The 14,167-nt window shown below is 35.3% G+C and carries 16 protein-coding genes and 1 tRNA gene; 6 read left to right on the top strand and 11 right to left on the bottom strand.

Going from position 1 to position 14,167, the window contains the following annotated elements:
* Window positions 1-322: 322 nt before the first annotated feature.
* From CHRYMOREF3P_RS10160 to thrA, 8 genes are all read right to left on the bottom strand, one after another.
* The gene (locus CHRYMOREF3P_RS10160; protein WP_077419034.1) at window positions 323-550 is read right to left on the bottom strand and encodes a glutathione synthase; all 228 of its coding nucleotides are present in this window, start codon (window positions 548-550) and stop codon (window positions 323-325) included.
* A gap of 712 nt (window positions 551-1,262) precedes the next feature.
* Window positions 1,263-1,333 (bottom strand) — tRNA-Cys (locus CHRYMOREF3P_RS10155).
* Between the two features lie 58 nt (window positions 1,334-1,391).
* Complete coding sequence (locus tag CHRYMOREF3P_RS10150) at window positions 1,392-1,901, bottom strand: RDD family protein (RefSeq protein ID WP_077419035.1); 510 nt, start codon at window positions 1,899-1,901, stop codon at window positions 1,392-1,394.
* A 41-nt stretch (window positions 1,902-1,942) separates the two neighbouring features.
* A complete protein-coding gene (locus CHRYMOREF3P_RS10145) occupies window positions 1,943-3,307 on the bottom strand; it encodes a DUF4403 family protein (protein ID WP_077419036.1) in 1,365 nt (454 codons plus the stop codon).
* A 35-nt stretch (window positions 3,308-3,342) separates the two neighbouring features.
* Window positions 3,343-3,711 carry a dihydroneopterin aldolase gene (gene folB / locus CHRYMOREF3P_RS10140; protein ID WP_077419037.1) on the bottom strand — a complete coding sequence of 123 codons (369 nt, stop codon included), beginning with the start codon at window positions 3,709-3,711 and terminating at the stop codon, window positions 3,343-3,345.
* A gap of 4 nt (window positions 3,712-3,715) precedes the next feature.
* Complete coding sequence (gene thrC / locus CHRYMOREF3P_RS10135; RefSeq protein WP_180564535.1) at window positions 3,716-5,020, bottom strand: threonine synthase; 1,305 nt, start codon at window positions 5,018-5,020, stop codon at window positions 3,716-3,718.
* Window positions 5,021-5,034: 14 nt separating this feature from the next.
* Window positions 5,035-5,961 (bottom strand): homoserine kinase, encoded by a 927-nt coding sequence (locus tag CHRYMOREF3P_RS10130; protein ID WP_180564534.1) that lies wholly within the window; start codon window positions 5,959-5,961, stop codon window positions 5,035-5,037.
* A 9-nt stretch (window positions 5,962-5,970) separates the two neighbouring features.
* The gene (gene thrA / locus CHRYMOREF3P_RS10125) at window positions 5,971-8,418 is read right to left on the bottom strand and encodes a bifunctional aspartate kinase/homoserine dehydrogenase I (protein WP_180564533.1); all 2,448 of its coding nucleotides are present in this window, start codon (window positions 8,416-8,418) and stop codon (window positions 5,971-5,973) included.
* A 332-nt stretch (window positions 8,419-8,750) separates the two neighbouring features.
* Between thrA and CHRYMOREF3P_RS10120 the strand changes: the two genes are divergently transcribed.
* The 5 genes from CHRYMOREF3P_RS10120 (at window position 8,751) to CHRYMOREF3P_RS10105 (ending at window position 9,922) form a co-directional block, all read left to right on the top strand.
* Complete coding sequence (locus tag CHRYMOREF3P_RS10120; RefSeq protein WP_077419041.1) at window positions 8,751-8,951, top strand: bacteriocin-like protein; 201 nt, start codon at window positions 8,751-8,753, stop codon at window positions 8,949-8,951.
* Window positions 8,952-8,965: 14 nt separating this feature from the next.
* Window positions 8,966-9,157, top strand: a complete 192-nt coding sequence (locus tag CHRYMOREF3P_RS24395; protein ID WP_219073213.1) for a bacteriocin-like protein — start codon at window positions 8,966-8,968, stop codon at window positions 9,155-9,157.
* A 57-nt stretch (window positions 9,158-9,214) separates the two neighbouring features.
* Window positions 9,215-9,385 carry a bacteriocin-like protein gene (locus CHRYMOREF3P_RS10115; protein ID WP_175627291.1) on the top strand — a complete coding sequence of 57 codons (171 nt, stop codon included), beginning with the start codon at window positions 9,215-9,217 and terminating at the stop codon, window positions 9,383-9,385.
* Between the two features lie 61 nt (window positions 9,386-9,446).
* A complete protein-coding gene (locus tag CHRYMOREF3P_RS10110; RefSeq protein WP_077419042.1) occupies window positions 9,447-9,644 on the top strand; it encodes a hypothetical protein in 198 nt (65 codons plus the stop codon).
* A gap of 68 nt (window positions 9,645-9,712) precedes the next feature.
* A complete protein-coding gene (locus tag CHRYMOREF3P_RS10105; RefSeq protein WP_077419043.1) occupies window positions 9,713-9,922 on the top strand; it encodes a bacteriocin-like protein in 210 nt (69 codons plus the stop codon).
* 279 nt (window positions 9,923-10,201) lie between these two features.
* Here CHRYMOREF3P_RS10105 and nadA read toward each other — a convergent pair whose 3' ends face one another.
* From nadA to CHRYMOREF3P_RS10090, 3 genes are all read right to left on the bottom strand, one after another.
* Window positions 10,202-11,221 carry a quinolinate synthase NadA gene (nadA, locus tag CHRYMOREF3P_RS10100; protein ID WP_077419045.1) on the bottom strand — a complete coding sequence of 340 codons (1,020 nt, stop codon included), beginning with the start codon at window positions 11,219-11,221 and terminating at the stop codon, window positions 10,202-10,204.
* Window positions 11,222-11,326: 105 nt separating this feature from the next.
* Entirely contained in the window at window positions 11,327-11,890 is a 564-nt protein-coding gene (gmk, locus tag CHRYMOREF3P_RS10095; protein WP_180564532.1) for a guanylate kinase, read from the bottom strand.
* 77 nt (window positions 11,891-11,967) lie between these two features.
* Window positions 11,968-12,825 (bottom strand): YicC family protein, encoded by an 858-nt coding sequence (locus tag CHRYMOREF3P_RS10090; RefSeq protein WP_077419047.1) that lies wholly within the window; start codon window positions 12,823-12,825, stop codon window positions 11,968-11,970.
* Between the two features lie 293 nt (window positions 12,826-13,118).
* On the opposite strand from CHRYMOREF3P_RS10090, the gene miaA reads away from it, so the two are divergent.
* A complete protein-coding gene (miaA, locus tag CHRYMOREF3P_RS10085; protein WP_180564531.1) occupies window positions 13,119-14,039 on the top strand; it encodes a tRNA (adenosine(37)-N6)-dimethylallyltransferase MiaA in 921 nt (306 codons plus the stop codon).
* Window positions 14,040-14,167: the final 128 nt, after the last annotated feature.

Raw genomic sequence — 14,167 nt, 5'->3', positions numbered from 1 at the left:
TGAATTATATCTTAACTACTATTTTTTCAGTGAATCAGTTTTGGAATATTTGAGAATAGCCGAAGAATAGGAATTAAAACAGTATTGTTTATTGTCTTTTTTTGAGAAATATTGTGTGCTGGCTGGATAGCTTACTATTTAAAAGAAATAATAATTTTATGATTGTACTCATAAAATAAAAAAAAAGACTGGTATACCTTTGGTTAAGAATTAATAGATAAAATAATTTTTATCTCTGATATAAAATTTTTTTTCATCATTTGTGTTTTTTGAGGCCTCCATTTTTTTGGGGGCTTTTTTCATATAATAATCTCAAAATGTTTTAAAGATCAAAGAGTATTCTACCGTAAAAAGGAGTATCCCAAATGATGAATATTTTGTCATTTGATTTTTGCAGGGGAGCCTGAATGATTTCATAGTCTCCTTTTTCGGTTAATCTTTCTACAATGAGGTCAGAACCTTTGCCTATTTCATTTACGTTATACTCCAACTGATATTCTTTTTCATTTCTTTTCGTAAAATCTTCTTTACTAAAAATTATTTGTGCCATGACTATTTAAATTTATTGGATTGATTTATATGAAGAATAAATTATGCCAATTTGGTGTTGATTTAGGTTTTTTTTGATCTCTGACTAAATATTTGACAATTTTATTTCCTGAATATGAATTGTATTTTATCAAAATGTAAATTATTTTATTTTTAATGTTTTTATCGGCATGCTGGATTTATTTTAATTAATTATAATTAATTATGAAGTGGTTTTTAAAACATTAGTAAAAACGGTCTAAAATGCTAAAATTTCAAAATGAATAATACCAGAGTAAAATGCTTTTTTTTCTCAAAACTGGCATTCTTGGCACGATTTTTCAATATAGAAATGTAACTCATGTTTAATTTGAGTTTTCATGGTTATTAGTTTTTATCCTCGGAATTTCCGAGGATTTTTTGTTCTAATATGATGATGCTCATAAACGTAAATTGATCAACCTTCTATTTTTGAGTAAGATAATTTTCTATCCATCATCTTTTTACATTATTTATCAAACTCTTCTTTGATCTGAAAGAGCTTATTTTCTATTGTTAAAAGGAAAAGTCTAATGCAATAAAAAGATATTCATTCAAAAAGATAAGAGCGAATGAAGTGAAGAATAAGTTACTGATGTTGATAAAGTAATTTTGATGATAAAAGAATGGAATATTTGAAAAGATTAAAGGTATAAAAACAAAAAAACCTCTAAATAGCTTAGAGGTTTTTTCTGAGGTACCTAGCGGATTCGAACCGCTGTAGATGGTGTTGCAGACCACTGCCTAGCCGCTCGGCCAAAGTACCATTTTTACCATTTTTGAGGTGTGCAAATATAGCAAAATTTCTTTATGAACAAAAGTTTTTAAGCAATTTCTTTCTTTCCAAGAGCGTCGATTTCGCTTTTTGCTTGAATTTCAGCCTGATAATTTTTGATGTTGATAACTCTTGTTTCACTCCATTTGTCATGCCAGCCGTTTTCTCCTAAAAAAGAAAGACCGTCAAAGGGAACGAACCTGGAAATATTCCGGATAAGATAATCATTGAAAGTAGGCTCTGTACCATCAATACAAATAACTTTAGTTCCTGTGATATACTTGCCAATAGATCTACCTTTTGTAAAATATTCTATGAGAAAAGTGTACATAAAATAGATTAAAGAGGTGATCAGTATATCCAGGAATTTATTTATTTCTGACATTTTATACACAATTTTGAGAAGAAAATCATTACTGGTAAGATTATATGTCAGGGCTGCAATAACTCCAAAAGCAAAAAAGATAATGGTGATAATAGCTCTGTCAATTATAAGATTAGCAAGTCTTATCCCCTTTTGGGCTCTGTTTCTGTCTACAACGACTAAATATTTTCTCATGAATCGGTTATTAGTTTTTAGTTTAGTTTTTTATTGAAATTTTAAAATCCGTTGACCAGTAATTTTAATGAGGCATTCGTGTCAATCACTGCTGTAATTCCGGTATTGTTGAGTAGAATTTTACTGGGTTTCAGATTGAAAACTTTCCCGTTCATCTTTAAACCTTTATAGTATTCTTTATTAAAAGCTTCTTCAATACTCTTTCTTGATGCTTCTTCCAGCTCCTGGGTTGGAATACCATATTCATCTTCAATCATTTTTACAATTTTTCCCTGGAAAAGGAGAGAAGCTGTTTTCTGAAGGATATTGGTAGTTTTCAGTTTAAATTTGGTCTCTGATAAAACAATTTTTCTTTTTGTATCATCATACACAGGAATTCCGGAAATAATGGCCGTACCTTTTATATAGCCGTCGGTCTGAGCTTCGATAACCACTCTGTTATCAACTCCATATACTCTGATATCAGTGACTTTCACTTTAGAGTCACGAATATCAAATTCCTTATTCAGGAATGTTTTTCTTGCCATACTGCTTGCCTCTGTAAAAGGGATATTGGCTGTAGTCTGTAAAATAAACTTATCCGCAACAGTAGGAGTGGAGTTAAAATTGGCAACACTGGTTACCGGTGAAGAAGCTGCAGGTTTATTTCCTGTAAAAGTTTCGGAATAAATATCAACACCAAGCGTAGCATTGATCTGGTTACCATAAAATTTCAAAGGAGTAATATTGACTCCCACCGGGCTAACCTTCAGCCATGTATTATATTCTTCGGAGATATTGAAAGGCTGCAGAAATGTATTCCAGGCCATTAAGGCATATTGTTGGAAATTCAGCTGTGTAGCCATTTGCTGATCTATCGTCTTACAGAATTTTTCCTGCTGTTCTTTTAAGCTTTTTTCAACAATAGAGGTAATGGGAATCTGTATTCTTCCGTAATCAAGAACGGGTTTTGTTACCCACCTGAATCCATTGGGCTGTGTATTGGTAGTAATGGTCCAGTTATTCTTAAAAGTAACGGTTGTATTGAATGACATTACCGTTTCAAAAGTTGTATTCTGATATGTGTATACTCCCAAAGTTCCGATTCCTTTTTCTGCCCATATTTTTAAAGGAACTTCAATCAGTAAATTCTGACTGGTTCCGCCAACAAGACGAATAGGCCTGGTTTTCCATACTTTTACTTTAAACTGATCATTGTTATTGTCAGTATAAGAGTCATCCTGGTAAACAAGCTCTTTCACAGAAGCATTGATCATATTGCTCAGTTCCGAAAGAGGAATTGTCACAGGCATCGTAATACTGGACTTTATCTTTGGAAAATTATAAGCTGCCAACTGATTATCAACGCCGGCCTGACCAAAAACGCTGATACCTGCTACTAAAAATAATATTTTAACGAATTTCAATTTGTATGTTTTTTTAATGAACGAAAATAAGAATTTTAATTTTCCGGTTTAAAGCTTTTTTCCAGCTCAATGCTGGCACCTGTCATTTCTCCCTGCATAGGGGGAGCTGTTTTGGTAATTTTTAATTTAATATAATCAACCTGTGGAAAGCTGTTGTGGATGGTTGAGATTATTCTTCCGGCTACATGTTCCAGTAATCTGGATTTTATTTTCATTTCCTTGTGAAGAATATCATTGATATCCGCATAGCTTATGGTATCATGCAAATCGTCAGATGCTGCTGCTTTCCACAGATCAGTATGAAGTTCTACATTCAGAATATAATACGTCCCGATAATGTTTTCCTCAGGAAGTACGCCATGGTACGCATATATTCGTACATCTTCAAGATATATTTTGCTCATTGCCTCATATTTTATGAAGCAAAAATCGTCTTAATTCTTCAAAATCTGAATTTATTTCTACAGTTTTTTTCTCCTTTTTCATCAGTTCACTCAATGACTCAGGAGTTTCAATCTGAGTATGGATTGCTTTTTCCACAGCATCGGGGAATTTTACAGGGTGTGCAGTTCCGATGATAAACCCTTTTTGACCAGGATTTTTTTGCAGATACTGTTCCATAGCAGCAAATGCTACGGCACTGTGAGGCTCCAGAATATAGGCGTATTTCTTATACACTTCTGTGATGATATTCATTGTTTTATCATCATCAATGGAATATGCAGATATTTTATTTTTTAAAACATCAAACCGATGTCCGAAAAGCTCTAAAATCCTTACAAAATTGCTCGGATCTCCCACATCCATGGCATTAGATAAAGTAGCAACTGCTTTTTGTGGCTGGTAGTTCTGAGTTTTAAAATAATCAGGAATTACCTGATTAGCATTACAGGCTGCAATAAAATGACTGGCAGGAAGACCTCTGAAATGAGCAAGAAGCCCGGCGCAGATATTTCCGAAATTTCCACTCGGAACACAGATTACCGGTTCTTCTTTATGATGTTGGATCCATTGTTTTAAAGCTATTAAATAATAAATCTGCTGAGGAAGCCATCTCGCAACGTTAATAGAATTGGCTGAGGTCAGAAATAACTGATTATTAATTTCTTCATCAGAAAAAGCCTGCTTGACAAGATTCTGACAGTCATCGAAACTGCCATTTACTTCCAATGCTGAAATATTTTCTCCTAGTGCTGTCAATTGTTTCTCCTGAACCGGGCTTACTCTGTTTTTAGGGTACAGTATGACCACATTGATTTGTGGAATCTTATAAAACCCATGGGCAACAGCACCTCCTGTATCTCCAGAAGTTGCCACAAGAACAGTAACTTTTTTCTGCTGATCTTTCAGGAAATAAGACAGACAACGACTCATAAATCTCGCACCGATATCTTTAAAGGCAAGAGTGGGACCATGAAACAATTCCAAAATAGAGATCTGCTCATTGATCTTTACCAGAGGAATTTCAAAACTGACCGTTTCTGCCACAATTTCTTTCAGGACTTCTGAAGGAATTTCATCTCCCACAAAATCTTTCATGCATTGATAAGCAATTTCTTCATTAGAATACTGATGAAGATTTTGAATAAATCTGTCGTCAAACTGAGGAATACTTTCAGGGAAAAACAATCCTTTTTCTTTTCCCTGACCTTTTATTGTTGCTTCTCTGAAGTTAATTTTTTCCAGAGTATCTTTTAAGTTATAATATTTCATTTCTGTTTTTTAGGTTAAACTTCTTCAACGATTTGAATGCCTGTTGGATTTATTTTTGAAACATATATAAGATTTTCTATTTCAATCTCATCATATACTGATTTCATCATCTGAGCAATTTTTTCTGCCGTTTCTTTTTGTTCAGACAGCATAAAAATAGAAGGTCCTGATCCGGAAATTCCTCCTCCCAGAGCTCCCAATTGCAAGCTTTTGGCTTTAATTTCGCCAAATTTCGGAATCAGAATACTACGGATTGGTTCTATAATGACATCGTGAAGACTCCTGCCAATCAATGGAAAATCATTTTTCTGAATTCCTGCTACAAGACCAGCTATATTTCCCCATTGTTCTACAGCGCTTTTTAAACTGATATTTTTCTTTAATATCTGCCTTGCATCTGAAGTTTTGACTTCCACCTGCGGATGTACTGCCGTTACAAATAAATCTGGACTGTTCAGCGGAATGATATCAATGGGATTGGTAGATTTTACCAGAGTAATTCCCCCATAGATACACGGAGCAATATTATCTGCATGACGTACTCCTGAAGCCAGTTCTTCTCCAAACATGGCAAAATGAATCATCTCTTCTTGTGACAATTTGTTTCCTAATAATGAATTAGCTCCAAAGGCGGCTCCGGCGGCACTTGCCGCACTGGAGCCGAGCCCGCTTCCAGGTTTTATATGTTTACGGATAATCACCTCAAAACCATTCTTCAGATTAAAATATTCCTGAATTTTTAAAAGGACAATACCCGCAACATTACTGGAAGGTTCTTCGGGAAGTCCAAAAGAATCGGTATGTTTTATAATGATTTCAGGAGTTTCCAACAATCTGAATTCCATCTCATCATATGGATCATGGACAGCCATTCCCAGAATATCAAATCCGCAAACCAGATTGGCAACAGTAGCCGGGACTTTTAGTTTTACTTTTTTCATAATTGTATTTTAAATAGAACGGATAATATCTGCAAAAACTCCGCTTGCCGTTACATCAGCTCCGGCACCGGCTCCTTTTACGACCAAAGGCTGCTCGGAATATCTAAGGGTTTTAAAAATGACAATATTGTCTTTGCCATAAAGATGAAACAGATCACTGTCCGAAGCGATATGCTGTAAACCTACTTTTGCTTTTCCCTCTTCAAACTTTGCAACGTATTTTAATATTTTGCCTTCGTTTTTAGCTTCGTTAAATAAGTTTTTAAAGTGATTTTCATACACTGAGAGTTTTTCGTAAAAACTGTCAACGCTTCCCTGCATGCATTCTTCAGGCAGAAAACCGATGTTTTCAATTTCGTCAAACTGAAGGGGATATCCGGCTTCTCTTGCCAGAATTAAAATTTTTCTTGCTACATCAGTTCCCGACAAATCGAGTCTCGGATCCGGTTCTGTATATCCTTCTTTCTGAGCCTGAGCTACTACTTCAGAGAATGTTCTGCTGCCATCATATTCATTAAAGACAAAATTCAATGTTCCACTCAGAACGGCCTGGATGGATTGGATTTTATCTCCGCTTTTGATGAGGTCGTTAATCGTTCCTATCACAGGAAGCCCAGCTCCTACATTGGTTTCAAAATAGAAATTACAGCTGTGGTTTCTCGCCGTATTTTTTAAGGTTTTATACTTTTTATAATCTGAAGAAGCCGCAATTTTATTACATGCAACGATATTCACACTTCTTTTCAATAGGCTTTCATACACTTCAGGAACGTCAGGGCTTGCAGTTATATCAACAAAAACGGAATTTCTAAGGTTTCTGTGGATAATTTCATTTGCAAATTCATTGGCAGAGGCTTTTTCTCCCTGTTGATTCCAGTTAAGGTAGTTTTCCTTTGATATTCCCTGATCTGAAAACAGCATATAACGGCTATTGGAAATCCCTGCAATTCTCAAGTTGATCAAAAAGTTTTCCTTTAAATATTCGTTTTGTTCATAAATCTGCTGAATCAGTTTTGAGCCTACATTTCCTGTTCCACAGATATAGATGTGGATCTGTTTTATTTCAGACTCAAAAAATTCTTCATGAAGTACATTCACAGCTTTCTTACTGTCCTTTTCTGAAATAACAATACTGATATTTCTTTCCGAAGAACCCTGTGCGATCGCTCTTATATTGATTCCGTTATTTCCCAGGCATCCGAACATTTTTGCACTTACACCGCTTCTGCTTTTCATGCTTTCTCCTACAAGTGCTACAATGGAAAGTCCTGTTTCAATTTTTACGGCATAAACCCTTTTAAGATTGATATCATCTTCGAAAGAAGAATTGATCGCGTGTTCAGCACGTAAAGCTTCTTTTTCTTCAATAGCTATGGTGATAGAATGTTCTGATGATCCTTGTGTAATAAGGATTACATTTATTTTTTCGTTACTTAAACACTGGAAAAGTTTTGCAGAAATACCCGGAATTCCTACCATACCGCTTCCTTCCAATGTAAGCAGAGCAATATTATTCATATTTGAAATACCTACTGCAATCTGTTTTTCATTGTCTGAAGATTTCTGTTGATGAGAAATTAAAGTTCCCGGTGATTCAGGATCAAAAGTGTTCTTGATGATCAGGTCTATATTTTTTATCATTACAGGCTGAATGGAAGGTGGATAAAGTACTTTTGCCCCAAAATGAGAAAGTTCCATGGCTTCATGATAAGATATTTCTGAAATAGGTTTAGCATTGGAAGCAAGACGAGGGTCAGCAGTCATCATTCCGCTTACATCGGTCCAGATCTGGAGTTCTTCTGCATGAGCGGAAGCAGCAATAATAGAAGCAGTATAATCCGAACCGCCTCTTCCTAATGTTGTTGGGTTGTTCTTTTCATCATGAGCTACAAACCCCGGACCTATAATAATACGGTTTTGATTTTCATTCAGAAAATGAATAATATTTTTTTCGGTAGCGTCGAAATTTACTTTTGCATGGGTGAAATTGCTGTCTGTTCTGATCAGTTCCGCGGAATTCATCCACACAGAGTCCAATTCTTTATGTTGAAGTCTTGCTGCAATAATTTTTGAAGACAGAAGCTCTCCATAAGAAGCTATTCTATCTTTTATTCTGTTTGTCAGCTCACCAAGAACGGCAATTCCGTTGCAAAGATCTTCAATATCATTGAAATGCTTTTTTACAAAGCTTAGCCATGAACTTTGTTCTGTGATTGGAAAAAGATCTTTGACCAGACTGATATGTTTTTCTTCCAGATTCTGAATAATCTGAACATAGTTTTCATCTTTCACAGAAGCATATTCTGCTGCCCTGATCAGTTGGTCGGTAACGCCATGAAGTGCTGATACAATAACAACTATTTTGTTTTTTAAAGATTCATCTTTTATGATTTTTTCCACCAGTAGAATATTCTGAGAATGGGCGACTGATGTTCCGCCGAATTTTAAAACTTTCATCAATTATTTTTTTAAAGTTGGGTAAAAAGAAATGGTTACTCTTTAAAAAAAGAGTACGGTGACGGAAATAATATGTGAAAATTTACCCCGTTATGGGGTAGTTGTTGTAGTTGTGAATGTAGAAACGGAAGATATGCCTGAAATAGGTAATCTCAGGTCAGAAATATCAGATATGTTTCTTAACAAATTCATTGTAACAGAACAAATGTACAAATTATTTTGAAACAGCCAAGTTTTTAATATAATAAAATATATTTCCTTTTTTAGAGATATATTTGTTGTAATTGATTAAAAATGTTATATTTATAAGATTAACTAATAACGACATAACCATGAAAAATTTAAAGAAAATTTCTCGGAAAGGGTTAGGGCAAATCAGTGGAGCGGCATTCAGATGTGACGGATGTCCTACAGGTGGAGGATACGGCCCAGGCCCTGAATTTGCACATTCCTGTGAAGAATATGATGCATTACCGGGACGCTGCAAATCCTGTGTATTCGTAAGTTCATTATGTATCTATCCTGAAATCTAATCAAAAAAATAAATATGAAAAATTTAAAGAAAATCAATCGAAATGATTTAAAATCTGTCAACGGTGGAATAGGCCCTTGTAATGCGAACTGTCCTGCCGGACCCTACGGACCAGGTGAACCAAGGTCATGTGCTGATTATCATGCCTTACCAGAATGTTGTAAAGGAAGAGTATTAGTGAGTTTTGAATGCTTTGGTCCTTATTAATTTTTAATGACAAAAAGTTTGTTGTTTTTTATTACAGAATACTAAAATTATTACAATATGAAAACAATTAAGAAATTATCACGCGAAGAAAAGAAAAACATCGCTGGAGGATTTACCGATATCCAGATTGAAGCCTGTGGTGGTGAACAATTTGTATGTTTCCGAGGAGGGGGGAAATGGGGATGCTGGCTGAAACCGGGAGGAACCTGTTATGCACCAATGCTGTAAGTATTGCTGCTTATACAATCCAATGAAAAAAATTAAAACTTAATTTTAAAATTAAACTACCATGAAAAATTCAAAAAAATTAAACAGAGAAAGCTTAAGAGCTATTATTGGAGGTGGAGGAGATACCTGTGCTGTAGATCTTGATTGCGGACCGAAAGGTTGTGCGGTATGTACAGATTTTAGAGGGCGTAAAGTTTGTCTTTATCTTTTCCCTTATGATCCATCTATTCCAGGAAGCTGTATGGTTCTGGAGGGTTAGAAAATATATTATTTAAAAACCATCAATTTGTTGTAAAACATATAATCAACATTTAATTTAAAACTACTATGAAAAATTTAAAGAAATTAAACAGAAAAGAGCTTGGACAATTAAATGGAGCAGCAGGCCCTTCAAGATGTGCAGGATGCCCACAACATGCTACATTCGGAGATGGTCCTGAATATCAGTATCCATGTTCTGCTTATCAGGGGCTTCCCGACTACTGCAAGATGTGTGTTCTGGTAAGTATGGAATGTGTGGACGGAGGAGTTTCTTAAAAGATAATCAGACTTTTATGAAAGATTTAAAGAAATTGAACAGAAGAGATTTGGAACAGATGATAGGGGCTGGTGTATCAAAATGTGACGGCTGTCCTACCCATCTGGTTTTTGGCCCAGGCTCTTCCAGTGATCCTTCATGCGAGGCATATTGGAGATTGTCTGAGAATTGCAGAATGTGCGTTGTTGTAAGTGCAGATTGTTTTGTTGCAATTACTGCGGACTAAAAATAAAAAGGGCTGTCTCAAAAGTAAATTCTTTCAGAGACAGCCTCTTTGTTTATTTTATGCTTTTTGAAAGATCAAGCATTGCTTCAATAGGTTTCAATGCTTTTAATCTTAATTCTTCGTCGATAAGAATTTCCGGAAGTTCATACTTCATACATAAGTACAATTTTTCCATTGTATTACGTTTCATATAGAAACATTCCGAGCAGTTACAGCTTTCATCAAAAACCAATGCTGGAATCAGTTCCTTGTGAGGAGCACGTTTTCTCATTTCGTGAAGAATACCTTCTTCTGTAGCAATGATGAATTTCTGACAGTCATCTTTTTCCACATAATTCAACAGGGCAGAAGTAGAACCGATAAAGTGAGCCAGTTTCAAAACAGCTTCTTCACTTTCAGGGTGTGCAATCAGCTTGGCATCTGGATTATCTGCCAGCTGCTGGGCAATTCTTTCCATTGAAAATGCTTCGTGTACTATACAGCTTCCATCCCAAAGGATCATATCACGACCTGTTTTCTTAGATAAATATCTTCCCAGATTTTTGTCTGGTGCGAAAATAATAGGTCTGTCTTTCGGAAGTGCTTCTATTACGGTTTCAGCATTTGAACTGGTTACGATGATATCACTTTCTGCTTTAGTTTCTGCGTTACAGTTGATGTAAGTTGCAATTAAAGCATTCGGGTGCTGTTCACGCATTTTTCTTAACCCTTCTCCAGAACAACCGTCTGCCAGAGAGCATCCGGCCATGGTATCAGGAAGAACTACTTTTTTAGTTGGGTTCAGAATTTTAGCCGCTTCCGCCATGAAATGTACACCGCAGAATACAATCATGTCTGCATTCGTGTCTTTTGCCTGTCTTGCCAGTTGTAAGGAATCTCCCAGGAAATCAGCGATATCCTGAATCTCTCCCGGCTGGTAGTAATGGGCAAGAATAACAGCATTTTTCTCCTCTTTAAGTTTAAGAATGGCTTTTACCAACTCTTCTCCCTGAGGAATAGCTATATCTTTTATATCCAGAAATCCTCTGACAGGAATTGCAGATTTAGCTTTTTCTAATGTTTCGGTACTCATATCAACCTCAATTTTTTAGTATCAGAAGTTAGAGGTTAGAAATTGGAAGTTAGATTTTGAGAGTATTTCGGTTGCTCCCATCTTCCTGCTTCCATCTTTCAGCCATTAATTACTGATAAAACTTTTTATTAAACTTTCTATTTCTTTTTTAGCTACATCAAGATCGGTATTAATCACGATCTTATCAAACTCGCTGGCGTAGGACATTTCTTCTTCTGCCTTTGCTATGCGGGTTTTTATGGTTTCTGCATCATCTGTATTTCTTGAAATCAATCTTCGTTCCAATTCTTCAATGGAAGGCGGTTCTATAAAAATAGACAGGGCTTTTTCACCGAAATATTTTTTTAATGAAATACCTCCTTTTACATCTACATCAAAAATAACTACTTTTCCCTGATTCCAGATTTTTTCTACTTCAGATTTTAAAGTACCGTAATATTTGTCAGTATATACTTCTTCATATTCTACAAAAGCACCTTCAGAAATTTTCTGTCTGAATTCATCAGGCGTCAGAAAATGATAATCCACCTGATGAACTTCGCTTCCTCTCGGCTGTCTTGTGGTACATGAGATTGAAAAATTCAGTTCCGGAAATGTTTCCAGAGAATGTTTTACCAATGTAGTTTTTCCGCTCCCTGATGGTGCTGAAAATATAATTACTTTATCCATTTTTTACAATTTCGGGTTACGGGTTTTGAGTTCCGGGGCATTCTTACAAGTAATAACCACAATCTCATACCTCGTACCTACAATACGTTTAACGTTTGTTCTTTAATTTTTTCCAGATCATCTTTCATCATCACTACCAGTTTCTGGATTTCTGCGTGATTAGCTTTAGAACCTAATGTATTGATCTCTCTTCCGATTTCCTGAGAAATAAAGCCCAGTTTTTTCCCGTTGAAAGATTCATTGTCCATTACTTCTTTATAATATTTCAAGTGCTGGGTAAGTCTTACCTTTTCTTCAGAGATATCAAGCTTTTCAGTAAAATAGGCCATTTCCTGGTAAAAACGTGTTTCATCAACATTTTCAAATTCTTTCAAAGATTTCTGATAACGTTCTTTCACGCTTACAATTCTTTCTTCTTCAAAAGGAATCACTTCTCCAAGATATTTGTCAATATTCTGAATATTCCTGTTTAATTCTTCATGGAGAATGCTGCCTTCAGTTCTTCTGAATTCTTCAAATCTGTCTACGGCATTATTGACAATTTTTGCCAATGATTCCCATTCACCTTCTGTAAGTTCATCAGGTCTTGATGAGATGGCATCAGGAAGTCTTACCGCCATTTTAAGGTATTCGAAATCGGGACCGTCAGAAGCTATGCCTTTAAGTTCTTTGATATAAGCGTCAATTAAATTTTTATTAATCTTTACATCATTTGACTCTTCAAGGTTCTCAATATTAACGTAGCAGTCTACTTTTCCACGGATAATTCTATCATTAAGAATTTTTCTGATTTCAAATTCTTTTTCTTTATAGCGTAAAGGAATTTTGATATTCAAATCAAAGCTCTTGCTGTTCAATGATTTAATATCTATTGTAATTTTTTTTCCTTCAAAAACATCTTCGGCTCTACCGAATCCGGTCATTGATAAAATCATAGTTTTTTATTGTTCTACAAAGATAAACATTTAAGTGTATAATGTAATAAGATGAAACTTTAACGTAAACAATCTGATTATTCATTCTAAATTTATTTTTGAACCATTAAGAAGATTTAAGCCGTTCCGTTTAATTAAAAAAAAATCTAATAGATTTTGATAAGCGTTATACTAAAAGCGAAGCTCATCTTAATATTCTTAACTTCTTCATAAAATCTTAATGGTTCAAAATAACAGCAGCTTTCTTTTGCAGAATAAAAATTCAAATGAATGCATTTTCGTAAATTAGCGCGGTGAAAAAGAAAAATTTGATTTCTGTAGTAGGACCCACCGGAATTGGTAAAACGAGATTGGCAGTTGATTTGGCTCAACATTTCAGTACTGAGATTATTTCCTGTGATTCCCGCCAGTTTTTTAAGGAAATGAAAATAGGAACCGCTGCACCCTCAGAAGAAGAACTGGCTGGGGCACCTCATCATTTTATCGGAAATCTTTCAGTTGAAGAATATTATTCTATAGGGCAATACGAAGAAGATGTCCTTCAGAAACTCAATGAACTTTTTGCAACTCATGATACCGTTATTCTTGTCGGTGGAAGTATGATGTATGAAAAAGCAGTGATAGAAGGTTTGCATGATCTTCCTGAAGCCAATACTGAAAATCAGGAAAAGCTTCAGATGATTATGGAGCAGGAGGGGATAGAAAAACTTCAGGAAATTCTACAGAAACTCGATCCCGAATATTTCAATGTGGTGGATATTCACAACCACCGCAGGCTTCTACGGGCCATAGATGTGATCTGGCAAACGGAAACAAAATATTCTGAATTGATTGCAGTATCCCAGGATTCAAGGGATTTTAATGTCATCAGAATCGGAATAGAAGCTCCAAGAGAAGAACTGTATGACAGAATCAATCGTAGAGTAGACGTTATGATGGAGAACGGCTTGCTGGATGAGGTGAAAGGTCTTGAACAATTCAAAGAGCTGACTGCTTTAAATACAGTAGGCTATGCAGAATTATTCAAATATATTGATGGAGAATGGGATCTTGATTTTGCGGTTTCAGAAATTAAAAAGAACAGCCGCAGGTATGCCAAACGTCAGCTGACATGGTACAGAAAGGCGGATGATATTCATTATTTGCAGTTGGGGTATGCTCAAAATGATTTTGAAAATTTACTAAAATGGATTGCTGAGCAGTTTCAGAAATAAATACTTTTTAAATTATCAGACAGCCTTTCTTATACAAACTTAATAAGCTTTGAAAATATAGATTCCTACGGAATGACACAGTGTATGGATAAATTAAGCATCCAGTTTGTCATTCCGTAGGAATCTAA

The organism is Chryseobacterium sp. JV274, from assembly GCF_903969135.1.
Taxonomy (GTDB): domain Bacteria; phylum Bacteroidota; class Bacteroidia; order Flavobacteriales; family Weeksellaceae; genus Chryseobacterium.
This window is presented reverse-complemented; position numbering and strand designations above follow the sequence as displayed.

What these genes read in the sequence shown, in the direction of transcription:
- gmk (WP_180564532.1), bottom strand. Translation starts at nt 11,890, where the DNA reads ATGGATAAAGTAATTATATTTTCAGCACCATCAGGGAGCGGAAAAACT.
- CHRYMOREF3P_RS10090 (WP_077419047.1), bottom strand. Translation starts at nt 12,825, where the DNA reads ATGATTTTATCAATGACCGGATTCGGTAGAGCCGAAGATGTTTTTGAA.
- thrA (WP_180564533.1), bottom strand. Translation starts at nt 8,418, where the DNA reads ATGAAAGTTTTAAAATTCGGCGGAACATCAGTCGCCCATTCTCAGAAT.
- CHRYMOREF3P_RS10120 (WP_077419041.1), top strand. Translation starts at nt 8,751, where the DNA reads ATGAAAAATTTAAAGAAAATTTCTCGGAAAGGGTTAGGGCAAATCAGT.
- CHRYMOREF3P_RS10160 (WP_077419034.1), bottom strand. Translation starts at nt 550, where the DNA reads ATGGCACAAATAATTTTTAGTAAAGAAGATTTTACGAAAAGAAATGAA.
- folB (WP_077419037.1), bottom strand. Translation starts at nt 3,711, where the DNA reads ATGAGCAAAATATATCTTGAAGATGTACGAATATATGCGTACCATGGC.
- nadA (WP_077419045.1), bottom strand. Translation starts at nt 11,221, where the DNA reads ATGAGTACCGAAACATTAGAAAAAGCTAAATCTGCAATTCCTGTCAGA.
- thrC (WP_180564535.1), bottom strand. Translation starts at nt 5,020, where the DNA reads ATGAAATATTATAACTTAAAAGATACTCTGGAAAAAATTAACTTCAGA.
- CHRYMOREF3P_RS10130 (WP_180564534.1), bottom strand. Translation starts at nt 5,961, where the DNA reads ATGAAAAAAGTAAAACTAAAAGTCCCGGCTACTGTTGCCAATCTGGTT.
- CHRYMOREF3P_RS10115 (WP_175627291.1), top strand. Translation starts at nt 9,215, where the DNA reads ATGAAAACAATTAAGAAATTATCACGCGAAGAAAAGAAAAACATCGCT.
- CHRYMOREF3P_RS10150 (WP_077419035.1), bottom strand. Translation starts at nt 1,901, where the DNA reads ATGAGAAAATATTTAGTCGTTGTAGACAGAAACAGAGCCCAAAAGGGG.
- CHRYMOREF3P_RS24395 (WP_219073213.1), top strand. Translation starts at nt 8,966, where the DNA reads ATGAAAAATTTAAAGAAAATCAATCGAAATGATTTAAAATCTGTCAAC.
- CHRYMOREF3P_RS10110 (WP_077419042.1), top strand. Translation starts at nt 9,447, where the DNA reads ATGAAAAATTCAAAAAAATTAAACAGAGAAAGCTTAAGAGCTATTATT.
- CHRYMOREF3P_RS10105 (WP_077419043.1), top strand. Translation starts at nt 9,713, where the DNA reads ATGAAAAATTTAAAGAAATTAAACAGAAAAGAGCTTGGACAATTAAAT.